The sequence below is a fragment of the Rhodococcus sp. MurmanLake-1 genome (assembly GCF_056945715.1).
Genome location: NZ_JBWZNF010000018.1, coordinates 58,757 through 81,062, shown reverse-complemented (window position 1 = coordinate 81,062; position 22,306 = coordinate 58,757). Strand labels below are relative to the sequence as shown.

Genomic DNA, 22,306 nt, shown 5'->3' with positions numbered 1-22,306 from the left:
AAATCCCCTTCATAGAGAGCGTGTATTACCCGAGCGCGGAAGAGAACCACCGCAATATCTCCGCGCTCGCTGCGATACCGGACCTTTCTGTCACAGTAACGGTCGGCCGTTGCCAATTCAGTTCTTCCAGCTCACCGTGCCTCGGCCGGATCGCGAAATCGGAGTATTCGAGCATGTCCGCATCCAATGCGCCGTCACCTGCCGAGATCACGACTGCGGATTGATCCAGATCACCCGACTCGACCAGTCTGCGGCGCACCTCTGCCAGTGCGCGTGACTTCGACACGGCGTCGGGCATCGTGTAGATCTTCCGGCCTTGACGCGAAACGTTCCAGCCCCGCGTCACGCACCAGTGATTCCATTCGGTTTCGAATTCACTCGGCATCACGGCCAGATCGACGACCAGGTACGGAAACAGGTCGTCGGCAACACGAATGGAACTGACCCAGCTCGAGTCGATCCGCGATTCCAGTTCCGCCTGAACCTGCGGCAACTCGGCGCCGGACTTGCTGGTCGAACGGTCGATCTCGTTTCGCCACTCGCGATCGGCTTCGCCGTCCACCAGGATGTTTCCGCCGTTGCTCGTAATGGCGTACTTCCACGGTCCGCCGGGAAGATCGATCCGCTGGAACTGTGCGATGGTCCTGGTGGTTGTCGGAATCACCGGAGCCCGCGAGCTCAGCGCGGTCAGCAGTTCGATCGATTCGACGCTCATGTGTGAGAGCGGACCGCCGTTGTAGTACTCGACGCACAACGGGCTCGGCGCCGAATCCAGGTCGGAGCCACTGGGATCGCCGCCGATCGCGGCCTGCGAATAGATCATCGTGCGGTCCAGATCCGTAGCGATCAGGACCTGGGACGCAGCGGTGTCCGCACGGCTCACGTGATGTCCTTGATCAGCCCGACACACGAGTAGGCGAGGTCGGGTACCACCTCGACCGGAACCCCGCGGGCCTGCGCCAACAACCGAATGTGTGCATGCTCCGGGGCGTCGAGTTCACGCACCAGAACCTTCCAGGGGAGCCGGCGCAGCAACACCCTGGTTGTTTCTCCGACACCGGGTTTGACGAAGTTGACCGTCGAGATCCCGTACTCGGCTTGCACCTTCTCCACCGACTCCCAGCCGGCCCAGGTTGGCGTCCGGTCGGAATCGAGCACTGCGGCAAGAGAATCCGCTGCGTCGCCGCGAACCGAATCGAACTCGGCCGAGACCACGTCGAGCAACCTGTTGGAGACGTCGACGTCGGCAAGGTCGGCGTAGAACTTGGCGCCGTGGAAATCGCCGGGCCCGATGAGGGTGTCGTTGAGGACTGTTCGTGAGACCAAGCCGGACACCGTCGAATTGAGGCACGCCGACGCGATCAGGAAGTCGTCGCGGGTTCCGTACGTTCGCACGCAGTGTCCGGGGTCGGCGAGAACAGCCAGATCGGAGTCGAACTTCGCTCCGCCTGCCTCGTGGTACTCCGTCAACGCTGTGTCGAGTTCGCGGGCGATGGCGCCCTTACCTGTCCAGCCGTCGACGAAGACGACGTTCTCCGAGTCGTGATGGTGCGCAAGATAATCGAGTGCGACGGAATCGATACCCTTGCCGCGGACGATAGACACTGCATAGTGCGGCAACGTGAGCCCGCGGGTCTGCTGGGCCCAGCGCCGCATCAGAATCCCGATCGGTGTTCCGGCCCGGGCGAGTGAGACCAGCGTGATGTCACTCCCCCGCTCGGCCAAGACCAAGTCCATCACGGTCCCGACAGCGCGCGCCAACCGTGGAGCGCTCTCGGCGAGCACCGTCTCGAACAGATCCCGGTATGCCTGATCGGGTTGGTACTCGATGGGAAGAGACTCGGCATAGTGCGCCTCACCCGACTGAATACGCTTCTCGCGCACGGATACATCCGCTTCGAGATCCACGTGCGAAAGATCCTTGAGCAGCCACTTCACTTCGCCCGGCGCGTACGAACCGAATTCGGGCCCGACCAATGGTTCGTTCATGACGAGCCTCCTGCTCTGGATTCGCGCAGCGCCGACGGATCGGCCCCGCGAACGGTGGCGACCAGGACGTCGGTGCCGGAGTTCCGTAACACCTCGATCACCCCGTCCATCGCCGTCAACCGATCGGTATCGGCGGGCTCGTCCACGACGAGCAAGGCAAGGGCGTCGACCGCCGCGTCAGGCCACTGCGCGTTGTAGACGTATCGGGGTTCGTTCTCGCCCAGTTCCGGTGCCGGAAAGGTGAACCCGCGACGCAGCGGGTATCCCGGCACGTCGACGACGTAGGCGGGTGAACGCGTCGTGGTCTGGTACCGAACCGCTCGCCCAGAGCTTTCCAAGCCCGCGGCGATGCGCAGTGGCAGGTACATCAACTCCTCGTGACCGATCACGATCACAGCACGCGACGCGTCGATCGACGATCCGAGAATGGACACCGCTGCCTCGACGGCTGACTCGAATGCCTCGGTGTCGCCATCGAGAAAGCCGTGCCGGCCTCCGTCGGGGACATGTGCCGGCCACGGCAGATCCATCCGGGACAGCGTGCCGCGTCGGTCACCGATCGGATTGAGGTCCGGAGCATCCAGAGCCGTGACGCGCTCGGTCAGGCCGTCGGGCAGAACCGTCGAACCCGAAGCAAGAGAGACGTAATCGATCCGCACACCCAGTTCCGTGGCCGCGGCTTCGCTGGCGGCTCGGTGTTCCTCGGTTCTCATGTCCACCAGCGAGGCCACGACATAGCGGCTGCGCGGGCATTGCCCGTGCAGTGCCCGGATGGCATCGATCGCGGTGGCGCCGGTGGAGATCTCGTCGTCGACGAGGACCAGTGGCAGGTCGTTCTCGAACAGTTCGGCGGACGTCGGCTGCATCAGATGGCTCGTGGCGTGCGAGTGCCCCTCCTCGAACCCGGCGAGCGTCGTAGCACCTGGCACGTCGCGACGAGTCGAGTGCAGGTAGCAGTGAGCGCGCAGACGGGCCGCAACGCAATGACCCAAACCTGTTGCGGTTTCGGCAAACCCGAGCACGACGACGTCGACACCCTCACCGAGGGTTGTCCGCACCAGATCGCCGAGGTCGTCGGCAGCACCGATGACCACGGACGGCTCGGTGGGCACGTGCTTTCCCAGCACAGTGGACACCAGCAGGTGAGCGCGACGCGGATTCCGCCGAAGACCCGGGATCACCAGATCGGGCACCGAATGCCCGAGCGACGAATCACCGTGAACGAGGTCCAAGCCGAATTCTGCTGTAGCCCAGGGAACGTCCCGGGACTGGACAACCTCTGTCATCGATCGACCAACGCCGTCAGCAACTCGACAAACGTGATCCCCTTGTTGGTCACACCGAACACGTGAGCGCGGAGCGCAGTCTGATGGGCCCAATTGCGGTGCGGCTTCATCTCGTTCATCTTGTTCCGGTAGCCGGAGGCCTGAACTCCCCCGGCGTCGGCACCGAGAATGTCGAGGGCATCGTGATATTCCTCGTGCGTGACCGCGGAGAGAGCATTGACCGCTGCGACGTGCGACGGGTGGATGACCGTCTTGCCCTGGATTCCGTTGGCTCGGTCCAGCGCGATCTCACGGAGCAGGCCGTCGAGGTCGCGGCTGACGAGATGCTGACGGAACCGGACGGCGTCATGTTCCTCGAACGGGGTGGCGCGCAGCATCGGCCGGAACATGCGTTCGTGATCGGCGAAGTACTCCCACACCGGCCCGGTGATGACAAACCCCGAACCGTCGGCGCGCCCGAGGTAGTTGACGATGTCGGCGATGACGTCGACAACCACGCGCACGTCGTAGATGGTCAGATCGCGGTCGCGGCGGATGCCGAAGGTGCTGCACATGTCGGTGGCGCCGATGCGGACGGCAAGGATTCGATCGCGGTGTTGCGCGAGAATCCCACTGATGGTGCGCAATTCGAGATCGCGAGTATCGCGGTGCACAAGCGCGGGTGATTCGAGTACCGGCATCGCGTAGAGATGCTTGCCCAGCAACTCGGATGCGTCCGCGACGGCGTCGAGGAACACAGGGCCGGACTCGCTGCCGAACTTGGGGATGACGAACCCGGTGAGCGCGGCGCGCCCCTCGGTCAACGACGCGGCGACCTTGTGGATGTCCGCGACTTCACGAACCCGCACGAACAGCAACATGCCGACGGCGTCGGTGGACGCGATCTTGTCGAGAGCGTCAACCGCGTTCGCTCGCGCTGACTCCACCTCGTGATCCGCGACGGCGTCCTCGAGATCGAGCACCATCGAGCTGACGCCCTCGGACGCACGCTTGACCACGATGTCGGCCAACCCGGCTCGGGTGGCAGGAACGTAGAGAGTTGCACCCAGAGCAATCGCGAGCAGATCCCTCTCGTCGGAATCCGCGAACGATCGAGGCGCATGCAGGAACAGTTGCTCCCGCACGTCATCCTCGAGATGTTGAAAGTGCTGCATTTCTCTTCTCTCTGTAACCGCAATCAAGTCCATGAAACGACCCCCTGTGACAACGCGTCGAGCAACTCCGATCCCCCGATCGGCCCGACCATTCAGTTTTTGCCGGCTCGCGCCCGCATCTTCTCGACAACTTCGGTGATGAACGTCGATACCGAGTCCAGCTGTAATACATACGACCAGTAGTCCGGATGAGTTCCCGACAGTGACGCACTCGCTCGCTCGATCCTTGCTAGTTGAGCATCGAGTACGGAGCCCCACTCCGCCACCAACCCTTGGTTAACAGCGAACATCTGGGCGTCTTTCAGCCGGAAACGAACCTCACGTTCCTTTTGGCTCGGATCTGCCCGAACTGCACGCAGAGTAGCGAGACGGTCCGTCACGGCATCGGCGCACGCTTCGGCGTCGGCGAGGTGAACACGTGCTTCGGCCATCAAAGCCAGTGCATGTTCGGGGTTTCCCGCAGCCAGCGACTGCTTCGCTTCCTTGAGATCGATGTCGGCCTGATCGATATGCGCTCGACTGCGACTGCTGTTGTCGACGAGGTCAGCGGAACTCGCGGCGTTGAACTCGCGCAGCAGTGCGGAGTACGCCGGGTCGAGGCGGTCCACTCGAGTGCGCACTGCCGACAACCTGGTCGAGACCGAGGAGATCGTCATCTCGGCACGGTGCTGGGTCGACGGGGCTTCTGCCAATGCTTCCTCGAGCGTCGATACCGCTTCGCGGACACTCTCGGCCCGCGTGCGGACTGCGTCGGCGCGACCGGATGAGCGCGCGTTGTCGAGCGCTGCAACTGCGTCGTCGAGGTGTTCGGAGGCCGTCACCACCGACGGGTACTCGCGATAGCGCTGATCGGTGGCAGCAAGTTTTTCCCGGACGGCGTTTGCCAGGGTTCGGGCCTGTTGGCCGAGGACGGGAATGGCGGACATCGTGACCGTCGCCTGCTCGAGGTGCGCACGATGCCCGTTGTAGAAGGCGTCGACGCCCTTCGCCGCCTCGACGAGTTCGGCTACCGACTTTTCGAACGCCGCCCGAGCACCGTTCGGGTTCTGGTGGAGTACCTGATCGTTGCCATAGCGCTCGGAGGTGTCGAGGTAGTCCGACGCAGCCTGGAAGCACCGATCCCGAACGGGTTCCCACGCAGCGCGCAACCCTCGCTCGGGATACAGCTCGGCGGAAGCGTCGACTGCTGCCGACGCGATGGTCTGCCGCTTGTCCATGTCGAGGAACGCCGAAACCATGGCCGTCTGCGCCTCCCGCGCACGACTGACCGACTCCCCCACTCTTGCCCCCCGATTGAAGCGCTCCGACCATCTTCCCACCACGATTGAATCCTACGGGTCCAGCACTTCGCTTCTCGGTTCGTAATTCTGCTGTTACGGCGAACACACCGGAACTGCGGTTAGGGTGGTGGAGGTAAACACACTCCCAAGACGACTTCGCGTCGTAGTGGGCCTTGTCTCTCCTCTTGAAAGGACCCCTGAATGGGCGTCAGCTTGACCAAAGGCGGCAATGTCTCTCTCACGAAGGAGGCCCCGAACCTGACTGCAGTGGTCGTCGGCCTGGGCTGGGACGCGCGTTCCACCACCGGCGCTGCTTTCGACCTCGACGCCAGCGCAATCGGCGCAGGCTCGAACAAGAAGGTCCTCTCCGACCAGCACTTCATCTTCTTCAACAACCTCCGCTCGCCCGACGGCTCGATCGAGCACAAGGGTGACAACACGGACGGCGAAGGCGAAGGCGACGACGAGCAGATCGACGTGAACCTCGCTGCGGTTCCCGCCGAGATCGAAAGCGTTGTCTTCCCCGTCTCGATCTACGACGCAGAGGCTCGCTCGCAGTCCTTCGGCCAGGTCCGCAACGCGTACATCCGCGTCGTCGACAAGGCCAACGGCAACGAGCTCGCTCGCTACGACCTCTCCGAGGACGCTTCCACCGAAACCGCCATGGTCTTCGGTGAGCTGTACCGCAACGGTGCAGAGTGGAAGTTCCGCGCAATCGGCCAGGGTTACGCATCCGGCCTGTCCGGCATCGCGCGCGATTACGGCGTCAACGTCTGATCTTCGCTCTCGACGAGCTGACTCGGGGAAGGTTCCGCAGTAGTCTGTGGAACCCTCCCCGTTTTCACGTTCGGATGCGGTGAGAGACCGCTTGCAGTAACCACTCTGCATTGACCAACTAGAAAGGGCCACGCTCCGTGGTACTGCGAATATTCGGTTTATCCATCGCGATCTCCATCATCGCGATGATCGTCGCGTTCATCTACGGCGGACCCGAGGCACTGTTCCTCGTCATCATCCTGTCGATTCTGGAAATCTCGCTTTCCTTCGACAACGCCGTCATCAATGCCACCGTTCTGCGAAGAATGAGTGACTTCTGGCAGAAGATCTTCCTCACCATCGGCATTGTCATCGCCGTCTTCGGTATGCGTCTGGTGTTCCCGCTCGTGATCGTCTGGGCTGCTTCCGGGCTCGGACCTGTAGCTGCGCTCGACCTCGCGCTCAACCCGCCTGCAGACGACGCCGCTTACTTCGCCAACGGCGAGCCGAGCTACGAAACCATCCTCACCGACGCTCACCCGCAGATCGCTGCCTTCGGTGGCATGTTCTTGCTGATGCTCTTCCTCGGCTTCATCTTCGAAGAGCGTGAGATTACCTGGCTGTCCTGGCTGGAGAAGCCCCTCGCTCGCATCGGCAAGCTCGATCAGCTCTCCGTCGTCGTAGCCGGCATCGTCCTGGTTCTCAGTGGTTCTTTCCTCGCTGCTGACGACAAGGTCTCCACCGTCATGATCTCGGGCGTTCTGGGCATGATCACCTACATCGCGGTCAACGGATTGGGTGAACTGTTCAACTTGCCGGAAGAAGGCGAAGAAGAGGAGACCACCAAGTCCGGTGGTCCCACCGAATTCGCGAAGGCAACCGGCAAGGCCGGCTTCTTCCTGTTCCTCTACCTCGAAGTCCTCGACGCGTCCTTCTCCTTCGACGGCGTCATCGGCGCATTCGCCATCACTGCAGACCCGATCATCATCGCCCTCGGCCTCGGCTTCGTCGGCGCGATGTTCGTCCGTTCCATCACGGTCTTCCTGGTCCGCAAGGGCACGCTCTCCGATTACGTCTACCTCGAACACGGTGCGCACTGGGCCATCGGCGCTCTGGCCGTCATCTTGATGGTGTCCATCGGCGTTCACATCAACGAGATCATCACCGGCCTGGTCGGTGTCTTCTTGATCGGCGCTGCTTTCATCAGCAGCCTCATTCGCAACAAGCGAATCGCGAACGCAGATCCGAAGTTAGACGAGAACACTCCGGCAACTGTCTGACGTTCTTTCTCGAAACGCCCGCGACCAATTGGTTGCGGGCGTTTTGTTTGTTATGCCTGAATTGAAACTCTCTGCATTCACAGCCGCGCGCCAATTGTTCAGCCGCGCGTCAAATTCAGCCTGCGGGTGAAGAATTGCCCTGCGGGTGCGAAACCGCACAAATCTCGACCCACCCCGGCACAATCAAGAGGCGAAATCCGATTGTGCACAGTGATGAGGGGGAAAGTCGTGGAAGACCAGTTTCTGTCCAAAGGCCAGAACATCGAGCTCCCCGACGAACTCGATCAGATCGACATCGTGATCACCTGGGACAATACGGAATTCGGTGTCGATGCCTCGGCATTGCTTCTGGGTGCCGACGGAAAAGTCAGGTCCGACGCGGACTTCGTCTTCTACAACCAACAGGAATCTGCTGACGGCTCGGTTCGCTATCTCGGCCGCCGCGAAGCCGAATCCGGCCCGCACGAGCGCCTCCTCGTCCACCTCGCTGCTGTACCCGAACAGGTCGATGCGATCGCGTTGGTAGGCAGCGTCGACTCCGGCTCTTTCGGAGACCTCGGCAAACTTGCGCTCCAACTGGTCGATTCCGGCGGCTCTCCTATCGCCGAATACGTCACCGCCGACGCATCCACCGAAACCGCCTTCGTCTTCGGTCAGGCCTATCGGCGCAACGGGAAGTGGAAACTTCGCGCCATCGGCCAAGGTTGGGCTTCAGGACTCGCCGGGCTCGCCGAAGACTTCGGAGTCGACGTGAGCGAGGATGCCCCCGTCGAGGAGCCGTCGTCACCTGAGCTGGAGACACCCCAACCGATATCGGAATCCGATCCACCAGTCACCGAACCCACGACGCCACCAAAGCCCGCACGGCAGCGCGGGGTTCGTACAGCGAAGCCCGTGCCCAAGAAGGCTCCACTACCCGAATTCAAGCACGCCGAGTCCGAGACCTGGCAACCTGCACGACTCTTCTCGGTGATCGGCGTCGGAACCGGCGAGGAACAAGAACGACGCACGACGTCGGCATTGGTTTCCACGATGCAAGCGGTTCCATTGTTTGCGCGGGCGGTTTCGTCCCGTGTGGGCGCACCGGCCGGCTCGTTCGAGGGCTATGTCGAAGTTCCCTACGTCAAAGGTGAATCTCGGGTGATCCCGGATGCGGTGTGGCGCATCGCCCGCGGAAGCCGGCTCTGGACCGGTTTGCTCGAGGCAAAGACTGGAGCAGGCACCCATACCCGAGAGCAGCTCGAAAACTATCTCGACGTCGCCAAGAAGAACAAGTACGACGTCGTGATCAGCCTGTCCAACGACTTGCCTGCCGGCGCCGGCGAATTACCCGTCGAGGTAGACAAGCGCAAGCTCACCAAAGTTGCGCTGCGGCATCTGTCTTGGGCAGAAGTCATCCACGAGGCCCGGATGGTGCTCTCGCACGGCGGAATCGACAATCCTCTGCAAGGTTGGATTCTCAGCGAATTTCTCCGGTACATCGAACATCCCAAGTCAGGGGCCGAGGAGTTCGTCGACATGGGTCGTCACTGGGTATCGATACGCGATTCCGTCAGCGCCGGGACTCTACGTCCTGGAGATCCGAAGGCAGCGGCGGTCGCTCAGTCGTGGATCGCGCTCGCACGAAATCTTGCGCTGCGGTTCACAGCTGATCTCGGTGTCATCGTCAAACATGTGTTGCCCCGCCGGGTAGTCAACGACGCGGAAGCGCGTACCGCGCTGACGGTCAATGAATTGGCGAACGACGGCACCTTCAGCGCCACCCTCCGGATCCCCGACGCAGCCGGAGAGTTACGGGTTACCGCTGATTTGAGAACCAACAAAGTGAGCTGCAGTACAACGGTTTCCGCTCCTGACGAAGGTACCGCGGGAAAACGGGTTACTTGGGCTTTGCGTCAATTGAAAAATGCACCCGAGGACTTGTTGGTCGAAGCGTTGTTCACCGGCCCTGCCGCGTCGACATGCGAGATTCTTACATCGGCCCGAGCAACACCGCGTCTACTGACGGACGGACAAGGCGGTCAACTCACTTCATTCGTGCTGACACAGTCCTTCCCCCTCGGCAGCAAGCGTGCGGGCACTGCTGCAAGTTTCATCAGCAGCGTCACAAGTTCAGCCGAGGTGTTCTATTCCGAAGTCGTTCAACCACTCCGGGAATGGGTCCCCGCCGCACCTAAAGCGTCCGATCTCCCTCGTGAAGAACAAGTCGACAACGAAGACTGAAATTGAACGAGATAGTCATAGAGCGCGCAACGGACGAGGACGCCGCGGAAATCCTTGTTCTACAACGCTGTTGCTGGGTCTCGGAAGCAATCTCGAACAACAGCATGGACATACCCCCGCTCCACGAGGACCTACCTACGGTCCGAGCCTGGGTTCAGGAGTCGACTGTCTGGACCGCACGACGCGGCGGCCGACTCGTCGGGGCCGTCCGCGGCACAGCCGACGGAACCGCATGGCAGATAGGGCGCCTCATGGTGGCACCGGACTTGGCGGGCAACGGCCTCGGCCGACGCCTCTTGCAGCACGTGGAACAGAACGCTCCGGAGCACACCACAAGTTTCGAGCTGTTCACCGGAAGCAAGAGCGTGCGGAACATTCGCGTGTACACCCGAGCGGGCTACTCCCAATTGCCGCCGGACCCCAGCCACATCCCCGGAGTCGTCTACCTGTCCAAGCCGAACGCCATCAACTCCGACTGAACGGCGATACTGACTTCTGTGGTGAACATTCGCGTCGCAGCGCAGACAGACTTGCCGTTCTTACGTGAGCACGACTCACACATCGCAGCCGAGGAACTCGCGTCAGTGATCCAACGCGGCCGGATACTCGTCGCCGAGGACAGCGGGAAACCAATCGGATGGCTGCGCTGGGGCTTGTTCTGGGACGAGATTCCGTTCATGAACATGCTGACCGTCCTGTCTTCGAACCGCGGCCAAGGCATCGGGCGCGCTTTGGTCACAGATTGGGAAAAACGCATGAGCCGCGCGGGACACTCGCAGGTCCTCACCTCCACACTCGCCGACGAATCAGCCCAGAACTTCTATCGCGCAATGGGATACACCGACGCGGGAGTTCTGTTACTCCCAGGCGAGCCCTCCGAAATCTTCCTACGCCGAGACCTCGAGCCTGCGCCCGATCTGACCGATCCCCACATTACCCGCGAGTAATATATGGTGGTCGTCACACCGCGATCTCAGGGTGGGGCGTGGCACACCAATGTGGAGGACGAGTATGTCGTCAAGGGTCTTATCTCGCACAGTTGTCGGAGTACTCGCGGTTGCACTGACAGGCGTCGGTGCACCGGCAGCACTCGCGCAGCCGGCTCTTGCCCAGTCCCCTGATGACAGTTTCTACAGCTACGAGGGCGCGGCGCCTCTCTCGTCGTACGCTCCAGGCGCGGTCCTCGAGACTCGCACCGTGCCGTACACCATTCTCAACATCCCGACCCCGATACAGGCAGTGCAGGTTCTCTACCGATCAACCGACGCCCTCGGTCAGCCGTCGGCCAACGTCACCTCGATCCTGCGCCCGGCCAACGCTCAACCGGACAAAGTTGTTTCGTACCAATCCTTTTACGATTCACTGAACCCCGACGACAGTCCGTCGCGGGCTATCGCGGGCAACACCCCGATCGGAGATTGGACGCCGAGTGGGCGTAATTTCAACGTCGGCGGAACCTTCACGTCCATCGAGGCAGCCTTGTTCGGGCCGCTCTTCGCCCTCGGCTACACGATCGTCGTCCCGGACACCGAAGGCCCGGATGCAAACTTCGCTGCCGGACCCGAATACGGGATGATGACGCTCGACGCTCTGCGTGCGGCCAAAGATGTCCCGGAAACCGGAATCACCGACGACGCAGAGATCGCGCTGATGGGGTACTCCGGCGGAGCGATCGCCACCAACTGGGCTTCGATCCTCGCTCCCGCGTACGCACCGGAGATCAACGACAACTTGATCGGTGCCGCGCAAGGCGGCGTGCTGGTCAATCCGGCCAACAACCTTCGCTACGCGAGCGGAAGCATCGGGTGGGGCGGCGTCGTCGGCATGGCAATCGTCGGCGTTGCGCGTTCGTACGACATCGATTTCGGAAAGTATCTCAGTGACCGTGGACGCGACGTCATGGCTCGACTCGAAGACGCGTCCATCGGCAACGTGCTGGCACAGTACCCCGGTCTGACCTGGCAGGAACTGGTCAAGCCCGAGTACGCCGATCCCAATACGGTTCCCGAGTACGTCGATGTCGTGAACAAGATCAACATGGGCACCGCTGCGACACCGACGATTCCGATGTTCATCGCTCAGGCGGCCAACGGCACCATCGAGGGCACCCAACCCGGTGGCCCCGGCGTCGGAGCGGGCGACGGCGTCATGATCACGGGCGACGTCCGTACCCTCGCACGCAAGTATTGCGACGCCGGCCTGCCGATTCAGTACGACCAGTACGACACCATCAGCCACTTCCTCGGCGCCATGCTCTGGCTCCCCGGTGCGCTCACCTGGATCGACGACCGATTCACCGGCAAGCCTGCTCCGTCCAACTGCGCAAGCATCGCACCCGGGAACTCCCTTGCACCACAGGAACATGCCCGCTAGCTGACAGAGACGTCCGATTCTACTTCGACGGCTCCACCTCCCAGCGAACGTGAGTCACCAACGGTTCCAAGCTCAGCCGGCTGACGGCGGATTCCAGGAGTCCGTCGTCACGCTCCGCTGCGGCCAATTCCGCGACCACTCGTACGCGGTCGCTGTCCGGGATGTCGAAGGACTGCACTGACCGGAGCTGGAACTCCGGCCTCGAAATGGACTGCACGGTAAGCCCTCTGATGTGAGCTTCGGCGTCACCGTGGCAGGTCACCTCGAAGGTGTAGTCAGCCGGCGGTTCCTCGCGCCCGGTGCGGGCAGGCTGGTGATCCATCATCCGGCCCAACGGCCTCAACAACGTATTCGCCAACATGATTGCACCGGCACCGAACACCGCAACCCAGTACATTCCGCCGCCTGCCAGCGCACCGACGGCGGCCGTGGCCCACAAGGTTGCGGCGGTGTTCAGGCCGGTGACCGAGGCTCCCTGCTTCATGATCACCCCAGCACCGAGGAAGCCGATCCCCGAGACGATCTGCGCTGCGACGCGCGTCGGATCAGCGTCCGGCCCCTGAAACCCGTACGCGCCCATGATGACGAAGAGCGTCGCACCCAAGCTCACCAACGCGTTGGTTCGCAGACCCGCCATCCTTGCGCGCCATTGCCTTTCGATCCCAACGGCAGCGCCGAGGACGAGTCCGAGCGCTATCCGCACAAGGATGACGTGGATTTCCACGGTGAACTCCTAGAGCCAGGTCGCGAATCGACGGATGAACATTCCCTTGGCCACCTGCGTGACGACGCAGTAAGCCGCGAGAGTGAGGACCAGCCACGGGAAGTAGTTCCACGGCAGTGAAACCAACCCGAGGGAATGGCCCCAGGACGTGAACGGGAACACCAGCGCGAAGACGCAGGCGGCGCCCGTGCTGAGCAGTACCGGAAGCGAAGCACGCGACTGGATGAATGGGATCTTGCGGGTGCGGATCATGTGAACGATCAGCGTCTGCGAGATCAATGACTCGATGAACCAACCCGATTGGAACAGCGCTGCATGCTCGGGAGAGTTGGCAGCGAACACGAACCACATCAGCGCGAAGGTCGAGATGTCGAAGATCGAACTGATCGGGCCGATGAACACCATGAACCGGCGAAGGCTCTTGGTCTCCCACTTGCGGGGCTTCGCGAGGAAGTCGTCGTCGACGCGGTCCCACGGGATCGTGAGCATCGAGAGATCGTAGATCAGGTTCTGCAACAACAGAACTACGGGAATCATGGGGATGAACGGCAGCAAGGCACTGGCGACGAGCACCGAGAAGACGTTCCCGAAGTTCGACGACGCAGTCATCTTGATGTACTTCTGGATGTTTCCGAAAGTACGACGCCCTTCGATGACTCCTTGTTCGAGTACGCCGAGGTCCTTCTCCAGCAAGATGATGTCCGCGGATTCGCGGGCGATGTCCGCCGCTGTGTCGACGGAGATGCCGACGTCCGCCGCCCGAAGTGCGGGTGCGTCGTTGACACCGTCACCAAGGAAACCAACCGTGTGGCCGACCCGGCGCAGCGATTCGACAATGCGTGCCTTCTGCATCGGATCCGTCTTCGCGAAGACGTTTGTCCGCTGCACCAACTCGTCGAGGGCGTCGTCGTTCAACGCTTCGATCTCGGCGCCGGAGACCACGGTCCCGACATCGATACCGACTTTGCCGCAGACGGTTTCGGCGACCAATTCGTTGTCACCCGTCACTACCTTGACCGCGACTCCGTGGCTCGCGAGGGCTTCGATCGCCCCGGCCGCAGATTCCTTCGGCGGGTCGAGGAAGGCCAGCAGTCCAACCAGGGTCATACCCTCTTCGTCGGCCGTCGAGTACTCGCGGCGCTGCTCTTCGACGACTGTCTTGGTTGCCACCGCAAGCACTCGCTTGCCCTGACCGTTCAGTTCCGCGACCAGACGGTCGACTCGGGCCAGCCATCCCGGCGTCAATTGGTGGGTCACCCCGTCCAGTTCCACCGATTTACAGACCGAAAGGAGCTCTTCCACTGCACCTTTGGTGACGATCAGATCGGCGTCGCCGTGGTCGACCACCACGGAGAGTCTACGGCGCTTGAAGTCGAAGGGAATCTCGTCCACCAACCCGTGCCGACGCGAGATCTCCTCGACCACTTCGGGACCGGCGGCCTCGATCACCGCGTCGTCGAGAAGACTGCGCAATCCGGTCTGATTCACGGAATTGACTGCCGCTAGCCGCAATACGTCCTCGGACTTATGTCCGGCAGTATCGAGATGCTCACCGAGAACGATGCGGTCCTCGGTGAGAGTTCCGGTCTTGTCCGTGCACAGAACGTCCATGGCGCCGAAGTTCTGAATCGCGTTGATCTGCTTGACGATCACCTTCTTGCGCGACATGTGGAGCGCACCCTTGGCCAGGTTCGCAGTCACGATGAGCGGCAACATTTCGGGGGTCAACCCAACCGCGGTGGCGACGCCGAAGAGTAGTGCTTGGCTCCAGTCCTTGGTCAGTCCGTTGATGATGAACACCGCGGGAACCATGATCAGCATGAACTTGATCAGCAGGTAGCTGACACTGCGCACCCCGACGTCGAAGCTGGTTTCGGGTCGCTTGGACGCCAATTGTGCGGTCATGGCTCCGAAGTAAGTCCGCTTGCCGGTGTGCACCGCGACGGCGGTGCCGCTGCCCGACACGACGGAAGTACCCATGAACCCGATGTTCTCGGCCTCGAGCAGCCGATCGACGTCGATCCCCGTCGACGGTTCCGCCGACTTCTCGGCCGGCATCGACTCACCGCTGAGCATTGACTGATTGACCTGTAGATCCTTGGCCCGGATGATGCGGACATCGGCCGGGATCATGTCGCCGGCGGCAAGCTGGACTACATCACCTGGCAGTAGCTGCTCGATCGGAATCTCAGCCGTGACCACGGTGTTGTTGATCTTGCGGGTGGCCGCGACAGTTGTCGTGACCATGGCCTTGAGTGCCTCGGCAGCCCGAGTCGAACGGTATTCCTGCCAGAACCTCAGGGACACACTGACAAAGATCATCAGCCCGAGGGTGATGATGCCCTCGTAGGAGGGACCGTCTTCCGGGTCTGCCCACACCACGTCGGTCCCGACCATGATCAGGGCGAGGAACACCAGGATCAAGATGAACGGATTCTTGAAAGCTTGCGCGAACTGCACGATCGCCGGTGCCGGGCGGTCGTGGCGGACATCGTTGCGCCCGTATCGCCGACGAAGATCGTCGATCTGATCGTCACGAAGGCCGTTGGCCGTCGTAGTCAGATCTGCGAGAACGGTGCGCGTGTCCGAGGCCGAGTAGTCGACCAATTCCTGTGCGCTTTCTTTTGCCAGGACCGTTGAAGGTGTTTGTTGTGCACTGTTTCTCGTGGGCCGTGGCCGCAATGCGAGAGCGGAAAATGACATGACGAATCTCCTCGACTGCCAGCGCGCACGGGACCATGCCAGTGCATGAGGGCAGCAGAATGCGCTGAACGACAACGGAAGTCGTCAGCGGACGCGACAAAGCCGCGCAGATGAAACCGAGGGTGCGAAGGTCAGAGACTGACGAGCAAAATGCCGGGGTGAGCACCGTCGGTAAGAACAGAAGGATGGGTCGAATATCGACTCGGCGGGTCGTCCACGATGGTCACCTCCTGAAAGTTCGGGGCGTCCGTTGACGCCACACAAAGTACATGCGCACAGCACACGCCAGGAGAACCGAATATCGACGTACTCTCGCCTTCGCCGGAAGAAACCGGCATCAAGCTGCGAAAACACCTCCACGTCCGAGTTTTGGCACTGCACGACGTGTCCCGATCAAGACCGGGAAGCCACTTTGGATCACCCCTTAAGCCGGGGAGATCTGTCCTAACCTTGGGCGTCTCTCGACGTCGTGAGATCAGTGGCCTGTGTTCGTGCAGAAGCCTCACCTAACGAGGTACTGCACCCAGAGGGTAGTTCTCAAATCTGTTGCCTGTCAACCGAGCAACTCAGACGGCGGGCAATCCTGCCCGTGCGACGGCGCCGGCGAAGAGTGCCGTCACGGCGGCACCCATCACGCTCTGATCAACTTCTTCCGGATCCACCGAGTGCTCGAGAACGAGCCCGGATATCAAGGCCATCAACGAGATTGCAGTGGTCCGCACATCGAAGGAATCGTCCACTCCCCATTCGCGGGCACGTTCACCGATCAACTCCACGAGTTGACTGCGCAAGTGGCGACGCTCACGTAAGTACGCCTGAGCGATCTGCGGATCACGTCCGGCGAGCACTCCGAATTCGAGGACGAGCAGTGACCACCCCGGGTCGTCGACCATCCACGTTGCAATGGCCTCGCCACCTTTGCCTGCCGCGTCGGCCGGGTTCATCCCGGCGATCTCGGCAAGCACACGGCCGGCCAGTTCGAGAGACCGTTGCGCGAACAGTTCGGCGAACAGATCCTGTTTCGACTCGAAGTTGGAGTAGACAGCCCCCTTGGTGAAGCCCGCTCGGCGAGCAACTTCAGTGAGACGTGCAGCACTGAATCCGCGCTCCGCAAACTCTTCCGCCGCAGCGTCGAGCAGTCTTTGCCGCACCACGTCACGTCCGGGGCGGGTTACCGGCGTCCAGTCCGGTTGACGAGATTCAGTCACGATACCTAGAGTATTCAATACCTCGGGTATTGACAAGCTCTTTACTTTCGACAAGATCAGGACTCTTTCGTGACCACTACGCATCCGGCACACGCCGCACCAGACAACAGCTCCACCCACGACGAACACCACCACGACAATCTGCTGGTGAAATACGGCGCACCCAAGGTGATGGCCGCGCTGTTCGTCGGCGTGCTCCTGCTGCAGATGGGCTTCATCCTCAGCTACGTCGCCGCCTTCCATCAGCCGACTCCGCGAGACATCGAAATCGCGGTCATCGCCGATCAGGGCACACCGGACGGCATGGATCAGCAGATCGCCGACAAACTCAATGCCATCGACGGCAGCCCGCTCGACGCTCAGGTGGTCGACAGCACGGCGACCGCTCGCCGCATGATCAACGACCGCGAGATCCAGGGCGCGTTTGTCATCAATCCGGCCGGACCGGACACCCTGATCACCGCGAGCGCGGGCGGCAGCTCCATCGCGACATCACTCGAAGCGGTGTTCACGAAGGTCGAGGCGACGCAGGACCGACAGTTCGTCGTCCGCGACGAGATCCCCGTCGGAGCGCACGACAACCGCGGCCTCTCCGGCTTCTACCTCTCGGTCGGCTGGGTCGTCGGCGGCTATCTCCTTGCGGCAGCCATCGGACTGTTCATCGGTGCGCCGAAGACCCTCCGCCAGGCAAGCGCACACACGGGCGTGATCGCCGTCTACTCGATCATCTCGGGAGCCCTCGGCGCCCTCATCACCTCACACGTGCTCGGAACTTTCGCGGGCCACTGGTTCCCGCTGTGGATCCTGGGAACAGCCGTGGTGTTCGGCACCGCCATGTTCACACTCGGATTGCGCGCTGCCATCGGCGTTCTGGCAGTCCCGCTGGCTATCGCCGTCTTCGTGATTCTCGGCAATCCCAGTGCGGGAGGCGCATTCGGCTCCAACGTGATTCCCTCGTTCTATGCCGCCATCGGCCGATGGATCACACCTGGCGCCGGCACCGAAGGCGTGCGGAGCATCGTCTACTTTAACAACGTCGGCGTCGGCCAGCCTGCTCTGACGCTTTTCCTGTACGCACTGATCGGTGCGGTCATGCTGTTCGGCTTTACGATCCGTCGCAACCGAAAGTCCACCGACACGACGCCGACTCCAGCTGTGGCGAACGCCGACTAGTCCTAGTCTGAACTCATGACGAGCCTCCTCCACCCCAACGCCTCGCACGTCGCCGAAACACTGATCTCACGGGGTCACCACGGCGTCATCGTCACGCAGCCCGAAGCCACGCACACCGCGGCCGAGGCAGCGGCGGCCGTCGGGGTGGAGGTAGGCGCGATCACCAAGTCGCTCGTGTTCCTTCTCGACGACGATCCGATCCTACTGCTGGTCTCCGGCGCACATCAGGTCAATCTGAAAGCCACCGGCGAACGCCTCGAAGGCAAGCTCACGCGGGCGCCGCTGGAAATGGCGAAGTCGGCAACGGGCCAGCCGATCGGTGGGGTCGCTCCGCTCGGGCATCCCACCAACCTGCCCACCTACATCGATACAGCCCTCGAGCAGTACCCCGAATTGTGGGCTGCTGCCGGGCACCCGAACACGGTCTTTCGCACGACGTACTCCGAACTCCTTCGAATCACGGCCGGCCTCGCCGTCGACATGGACTGACGCACTTCAGCCAACCCGGTCCGAACCCACTCAGACGTGCGTCCACCTATAGTTGGACGCACCATGTGCACTGCAACCAGGACCCCGGCCGGTAACCACTGGCGTCGACGACACGTAGATCTGTGCCGCACCGACGCATGTCTGTGTATGCCGAGCGCAGTCACCTCGACCACACCGCACACCTCGAGTTCCAGCCGGAGAGTTCCCGTTGTCTGACAAGCCGAATGCCGTTTCCAGCCACACCACCCCCGACGTCCCCGAAGTAGCAGCGACGCCCGAGTTGTCCACCGGCATCTGCGCCGGTGACTACCGTGCAGCGCTTCGCCGCCACCCCGCAGGTGTCACCGTCGTGACCCTCGATTCGGGTACCGGCCCGGTGGGTTTCACCGCCACCTCGTTCTCGTCCGTCTCCCTCGAGCCGCCGCTCGTCTCGTTCAACATCGCGGAGACGTCGTCGAGCATCAATGCGCTCAAGGCAGCCGAGTCCTTGGTGATCCACCTTCTCGGCGAACATCAGCAACATCTGGCCCAGCGCTTTGCGCGTAGCGCCGATCAGCGTTTTGCAGACGAGTCGCTGTGGGCAGTGCTCGACACCGGGGAGCCGGTTCTGCACGGCACCCCCAGCTGGATGCGCGTCAAGGTCGACCAGTTGATCCCTGTCGGCGACCACACGCTGGTCATCGGACTCGTCACGCGGGTTCACGCCGAAGAGGACGACGAATCCGCTGCCGCACCGCTGCTCTACCACGAGGGCAAGTACTACCGCCCCACTCCGTTAGGTCAATAGACAACTGTGCGCCTTTATTAACCGCCCGCGGTTAATAAAGGCGCACAGCAAGTTAGAGCGCTACGTACTTGGTATCGAGATACTCGTCGATACCCTCGGTTCCGCCTTCACGGCCGAAGCCCGATTCCTTCACGCCACCGAACGGCGCCGCAGCATCGGAGATCGCGCCGCGATTGACGCCGACCATGCCGGTGTCCAGCTTGGCCGAGACGCGCATCGCCCGGTCGATGTCGCGGGTGTAGAAGTACGCCACGAGGCCGTACTCGGTGTTGTTCGCAGCCGCGATCGCTTCGTCTTCGGTGTCGAAACCGACCACTGCCGCAACGGGTCCGAAGATCTCTTCCTTCAGCAGGCGCGCATCGGCGGGCACCTGATCCAGAACGGTCGGGGTGAAGAAGAAGCCGGCTCCTTCGGGCGCCGATCCACCGGTGCGAACGCGAGCGCCCTTGGACACGGCGTCGTCGACGAGTCCGGTGACGGTTGCGAGCTGCTTGGTGTTGATCAGCGGGCCGATGTTGGTGCCCTCGGCGTCACCGGCGCCCACCTTCAAGGCCGCAACCTTGGCGGTGAACTTGTCGGTGAACTCCTCGCGCACCGAGTTGGCGACGTAGATGCGGTTGGCCGCGGTGCAGGCCTCGCCGCCGTTACGCATCTTCGCGAGCATTGCGCCGTCGACAGCTGCGTCGATGTCGGCGTCGTCGAAGACGATGAACGGCGCATTGCCACCGAGTTCCATCGACGTGCGGAGCAGCTTGTCAGCGGCATTGCGCACCAACAGCTTTCCGACGCCCGTGGAGCCGGTGAAGGTGACCTTGCGCAGACGCGCATCTTCCATCAGCGGTCCACTGATGGAGGCCGCGTCGGACGTCGGGAGGATCGAGAGCACACCGTCGGGCAGACCGGCATCGGCGAACACCTGACCGAGGAGCTGCATGGTCAGCGGCGTGTCCTCGGCGGGCTTGACGATGATGGTGCAACCGGCAGCCAGCGCCGGTCCGATCTTGCGTGTGCCCATGGCGAGCGGGAAGTTCCACGGGGTGATCGCAAGGACCGGTCCGACGGCTTCCTTGGTGACCAGGATGCGACCGTTGCCGGCCGGAGCCTGCGTGAAACGTCCGCCGATGCGTACTGCTTCCTCGCTGAACCAGCGCAGGAATTCGCCGCCGTAGTTGACCTCACCGCGGCTCTCTGCCAACGACTTACCCATTTCCAGGGTCATCATCAGCGCGAAGTCCTCGGCGCGGGCGTGCAGCAATTCGAAGGCGGTGCGCAGGATCTCGCCGCGTACACGTGCCGGCGTAGCCGCCCAGTCTTCCTGCGCCGCAGCGGCGAGGTCGAGCGCACGGATACCGTCGGCAGCGGTGGCGTCGGCTACCTGGGCGAGTTCCTCACCCGTTGCCGGGTTGTAGACCGCAAAGGTCTTCTCGGCCGGGACGAGCTTGCCGCCGAGCCAGAGACCCTTGGGTACCGAGTCGAGAAGATCCGAGACGTTGGACATGTCAGTTCCCCTGTGCTGCAGTGCGAATAGCGGTCTCGAGGACGGTCAACGCGTCGTCGAGCAGCTCTTCGGAGATGACCAGCGGCGGGAGCAGACGGATGACGTTGCCGTAGGTACCGCAGGTGAGGATCACGACGCCGGCAGCGAGGCATTCGGCGGCGATCTTCTTGGTGATATCGGCGTCCGGCTCCTGCCCACCGGGCTTGACCAGCTCGATGGCGAGCATGGCGCCGCGACCGCGAACGTCACCGATGACGTCGAGTTCCTTTGCCAGTGCGTTCATTCGGCCGACGACGGTCGACTCGATGGTGCGTGCGCGGCCACAGAGGTCGAGCTCGCGCATCTGGTCGATGGACGCCAATGCAGCGGCGCAGGCGACGGGGTTACCGCCGTAGGTGCCACCGAGGCCGCCGGGGTGGACGGCGTCGATGAGCTCGGCGCGGCCCGTGACAGCGGCGAGCGGCATGCCGCCTGCGATGCCCTTGGCGAGAGTGACCAGGTCGGGGACGATGCCCTCGTGATCACTGGCGAACCAGGCGCCGGTACGAGCGAAGCCTGCCTGAACCTCGTCGGCGATGAAGACGACGCCGTTCTCCTTGGCCCACGCGACGAGCGTCGGGAGGAATCCTTCTGCGGGAACGATGAATCCGCCCTCGCCCTGAATGGGCTCGATGAGGATGGCGGCCGTGTTGGCAGCACCGACCTGCTTCTCGATCATCGTGATGGCGCGCTGTGCGGCCTGCTCACCCGTGATCTTGGAGCCGTCGACGTTGAGGCCCTCGCGGTACGGGTAGGACATCGGTACGCGGTAGACCTCGGGGGCGAACGGACCGAAGCCGCTCTTGTACGGCATGGACTTCGAGGTCAGTGCCATCGTGAGGTTGGTGCGGCCGTGGTACGCGTGGTCGAAGACGACGACTGCGTCGCGACCGGTTGCGTGACGGGCGATCTTGACGGCGTTCTCGACGGCTTCTGCGCCGGAGTTGAACAGCACGGAACGCTTCTCGTGGTCACCGGGGGTGAGCTCGGCGAGACGCTCGGCGACCTCGACGTAGCCCTCGTACGGAGCGACCATGAAACAGGTGTGGGTGAAGTGCGCGACCTGATCCTGAACTGCGGACACGACGGCCGGGTTGGAAGCGCCGACGCTGGTCACCGCGATACCGGCGCCGAGGTCGATCAGCGAGTTGCCGTCGACGTCGACGATGACTCCGCCGTCTGCGTCGGCGACGTAGACCGGGAGGGTGGATGCGACGCCGGCGCCGACGACCTTCTTACGTCGTTCGGCGAGCGCAGCCGAGCGCGGGCCCGGGAACTCCGTGACGATGCGACGCTCCTGCGGAAGCCGGTATTCGATTGCACTCATGTGACCACCCTCTCGGT

Annotated in this window: 19 protein-coding genes and 1 riboswitch; of the genes, 9 read left to right on the top strand and 10 right to left on the bottom strand. The window is 62.5% G+C overall.

The features are described 5' to 3' along the window. Positions 1-25: 25 nt before the first annotated feature. The 5 genes from AC2ETI_RS29950 to AC2ETI_RS29930 form a co-directional block, all read right to left on the bottom strand. Positions 26-883, bottom strand: coding sequence for an HAD family hydrolase (locus tag AC2ETI_RS29950; RefSeq protein WP_259117750.1), 858 nt, complete (start codon positions 881-883; stop codon positions 26-28). Continuing rightward, positions 880-1,989 (bottom strand): cysteine protease StiP family protein, encoded by a 1,110-nt coding sequence (locus tag AC2ETI_RS29945; protein ID WP_020906052.1) that lies wholly within the window; start codon positions 1,987-1,989, stop codon positions 880-882. The genes AC2ETI_RS29950 and AC2ETI_RS29945 overlap by 4 nt, the downstream gene beginning before the upstream one ends. Continuing rightward, positions 1,986-3,275 carry a phosphoribosyltransferase family protein gene (locus AC2ETI_RS29940; protein ID WP_030534831.1) on the bottom strand — a complete coding sequence of 430 codons (1,290 nt, stop codon included), beginning with the start codon at positions 3,273-3,275 and terminating at the stop codon, positions 1,986-1,988. Before AC2ETI_RS29940 ends, AC2ETI_RS29945 begins: the two co-directional genes overlap by 4 nt. Further along, entirely contained in the window at positions 3,272-4,429 is a 1,158-nt protein-coding gene (locus tag AC2ETI_RS29935) for an HpcH/HpaI aldolase/citrate lyase family protein (RefSeq protein WP_042950575.1), read from the bottom strand. Before AC2ETI_RS29935 ends, AC2ETI_RS29940 begins: the two co-directional genes overlap by 4 nt. A 92-nt stretch (positions 4,430-4,521) precedes the next feature. After that, complete coding sequence (locus AC2ETI_RS29930; RefSeq protein WP_030534832.1) at positions 4,522-5,667, bottom strand: hypothetical protein; 1,146 nt, start codon at positions 5,665-5,667, stop codon at positions 4,522-4,524. Between the two features lie 243 nt (positions 5,668-5,910). On the opposite strand from AC2ETI_RS29930, the gene AC2ETI_RS29925 reads away from it, so the two are divergent. The 6 genes from AC2ETI_RS29925 (at position 5,911) to AC2ETI_RS29900 (ending at position 12,341) form a co-directional block, all read left to right on the top strand. Beyond that, a complete protein-coding gene (locus tag AC2ETI_RS29925; protein WP_020906049.1) occupies positions 5,911-6,486 on the top strand; it encodes a TerD family protein in 576 nt (191 codons plus the stop codon). Between the two features lie 137 nt (positions 6,487-6,623). Then, the gene (locus AC2ETI_RS29920; protein WP_020906048.1) at positions 6,624-7,745 is read left to right on the top strand and encodes a DUF475 domain-containing protein; all 1,122 of its coding nucleotides are present in this window, start codon (positions 6,624-6,626) and stop codon (positions 7,743-7,745) included. A 228-nt stretch (positions 7,746-7,973) separates the two neighbouring features. After that, complete coding sequence (locus AC2ETI_RS29915; RefSeq protein ID WP_483634809.1) at positions 7,974-9,968, top strand: TerD family protein; 1,995 nt, start codon at positions 7,974-7,976, stop codon at positions 9,966-9,968. A 2-nt stretch (positions 9,969-9,970) separates the two neighbouring features. Further along, positions 9,971-10,447: a GNAT family N-acetyltransferase gene (locus AC2ETI_RS29910; protein WP_205907346.1), complete on the top strand. Its 477-nt coding sequence runs from the start codon at positions 9,971-9,973 to the stop codon at positions 10,445-10,447. Positions 10,448-10,465: 18 nt separating this feature from the next. Further along, positions 10,466-10,915 (top strand): GNAT family N-acetyltransferase, encoded by a 450-nt coding sequence (locus AC2ETI_RS29905; protein ID WP_019746731.1) that lies wholly within the window; start codon positions 10,466-10,468, stop codon positions 10,913-10,915. A 64-nt stretch (positions 10,916-10,979) separates the two neighbouring features. Further along, positions 10,980-12,341, top strand: coding sequence for a lipase family protein (locus AC2ETI_RS29900; RefSeq protein ID WP_378665698.1), 1,362 nt, complete (start codon positions 10,980-10,982; stop codon positions 12,339-12,341). A gap of 19 nt (positions 12,342-12,360) precedes the next feature. Here the strand turns inward: AC2ETI_RS29900 and AC2ETI_RS29895 are convergent, their stop codons facing one another. The 3 genes from AC2ETI_RS29895 to AC2ETI_RS29885 all read right to left on the bottom strand — a co-directional run bounded on the left by AC2ETI_RS29895 (position 12,361) and on the right by AC2ETI_RS29885 (position 16,919). Further along, positions 12,361-13,065: an MgtC/SapB family protein gene (locus AC2ETI_RS29895; protein ID WP_003941187.1), complete on the bottom strand. Its 705-nt coding sequence runs from the start codon at positions 13,063-13,065 to the stop codon at positions 12,361-12,363. A gap of 9 nt (positions 13,066-13,074) precedes the next feature. After that, complete coding sequence (mgtA, locus tag AC2ETI_RS29890; RefSeq protein WP_400822838.1) at positions 13,075-15,768, bottom strand: magnesium-translocating P-type ATPase; 2,694 nt, start codon at positions 15,766-15,768, stop codon at positions 13,075-13,077. A gap of 347 nt (positions 15,769-16,115) precedes the next feature. Next, a riboswitch (M-box (ykoK) riboswitch) is annotated at positions 16,116-16,289 on the bottom strand. 45 nt (positions 16,290-16,334) lie between these two features. Continuing rightward, on the bottom strand, positions 16,335-16,919 hold the full coding sequence (locus AC2ETI_RS29885; RefSeq protein ID WP_029254386.1) for a TetR/AcrR family transcriptional regulator: 585 nt from the start codon (positions 16,917-16,919) through the stop codon (positions 16,335-16,337). 126 nt (positions 16,920-17,045) lie between these two features. Between AC2ETI_RS29885 and AC2ETI_RS29880 the strand changes: the two genes are divergently transcribed. The 3 genes from AC2ETI_RS29880 to dszD all read left to right on the top strand — a co-directional run bounded on the left by AC2ETI_RS29880 (position 17,046) and on the right by dszD (position 19,425). Further along, a complete protein-coding gene (locus AC2ETI_RS29880) occupies positions 17,046-18,149 on the top strand; it encodes a hypothetical protein (protein WP_400822837.1) in 1,104 nt (367 codons plus the stop codon). Positions 18,150-18,164: 15 nt separating this feature from the next. Further along, positions 18,165-18,638, top strand: a complete 474-nt coding sequence (locus tag AC2ETI_RS29875) for a YbaK/EbsC family protein (RefSeq protein WP_400822835.1) — start codon at positions 18,165-18,167, stop codon at positions 18,636-18,638. Between the two features lie 208 nt (positions 18,639-18,846). Then, positions 18,847-19,425, top strand: a complete 579-nt coding sequence (dszD, locus tag AC2ETI_RS29870; protein WP_003941189.1) for an NADH:FMN oxidoreductase DszD — start codon at positions 18,847-18,849, stop codon at positions 19,423-19,425. Between the two features lie 52 nt (positions 19,426-19,477). Here dszD and AC2ETI_RS29865 read toward each other — a convergent pair whose 3' ends face one another. Then, positions 19,478-20,923 (bottom strand): NAD-dependent succinate-semialdehyde dehydrogenase, encoded by a 1,446-nt coding sequence (locus tag AC2ETI_RS29865; protein ID WP_020968315.1) that lies wholly within the window; start codon positions 20,921-20,923, stop codon positions 19,478-19,480. 1 nt (position 20,924) lies between these two features. Continuing rightward, entirely contained in the window at positions 20,925-22,289 is a 1,365-nt protein-coding gene (gene gabT, locus AC2ETI_RS29860; RefSeq protein WP_007727077.1) for a 4-aminobutyrate--2-oxoglutarate transaminase, read from the bottom strand. Between the last annotated feature and the right edge of the window lie 17 nt (positions 22,290-22,306).

Excerpts from the sequence above, each read along its gene's own strand:
- AC2ETI_RS29900 (WP_378665698.1), top strand. The coding sequence starts at position 10,980 with ATGTCGTCAAGGGTCTTATCTCGCACAGTTGTCGGAGTACTCGCGGTT.
- AC2ETI_RS29935 (WP_042950575.1), bottom strand. The coding sequence starts at position 4,429 with ATGCAGCACTTTCAACATCTCGAGGATGACGTGCGGGAGCAACTGTTC.
- AC2ETI_RS29875 (WP_400822835.1), top strand. The coding sequence starts at position 18,165 with ATGACGAGCCTCCTCCACCCCAACGCCTCGCACGTCGCCGAAACACTG.
- mgtA (WP_400822838.1), bottom strand. The coding sequence starts at position 15,768 with ATGTCATTTTCCGCTCTCGCATTGCGGCCACGGCCCACGAGAAACAGT.
- AC2ETI_RS29925 (WP_020906049.1), top strand. The coding sequence starts at position 5,911 with ATGGGCGTCAGCTTGACCAAAGGCGGCAATGTCTCTCTCACGAAGGAG.
- AC2ETI_RS29865 (WP_020968315.1), bottom strand. The coding sequence starts at position 20,923 with ATGTCCAACGTCTCGGATCTTCTCGACTCGGTACCCAAGGGTCTCTGG.
- AC2ETI_RS29930 (WP_030534832.1), bottom strand. The coding sequence starts at position 5,667 with ATGGTTTCGGCGTTCCTCGACATGGACAAGCGGCAGACCATCGCGTCG.
- AC2ETI_RS29945 (WP_020906052.1), bottom strand. The coding sequence starts at position 1,989 with ATGAACGAACCATTGGTCGGGCCCGAATTCGGTTCGTACGCGCCGGGC.
- AC2ETI_RS29940 (WP_030534831.1), bottom strand. The coding sequence starts at position 3,275 with ATGACAGAGGTTGTCCAGTCCCGGGACGTTCCCTGGGCTACAGCAGAA.
- gabT (WP_007727077.1), bottom strand. The coding sequence starts at position 22,289 with ATGAGTGCAATCGAATACCGGCTTCCGCAGGAGCGTCGCATCGTCACG.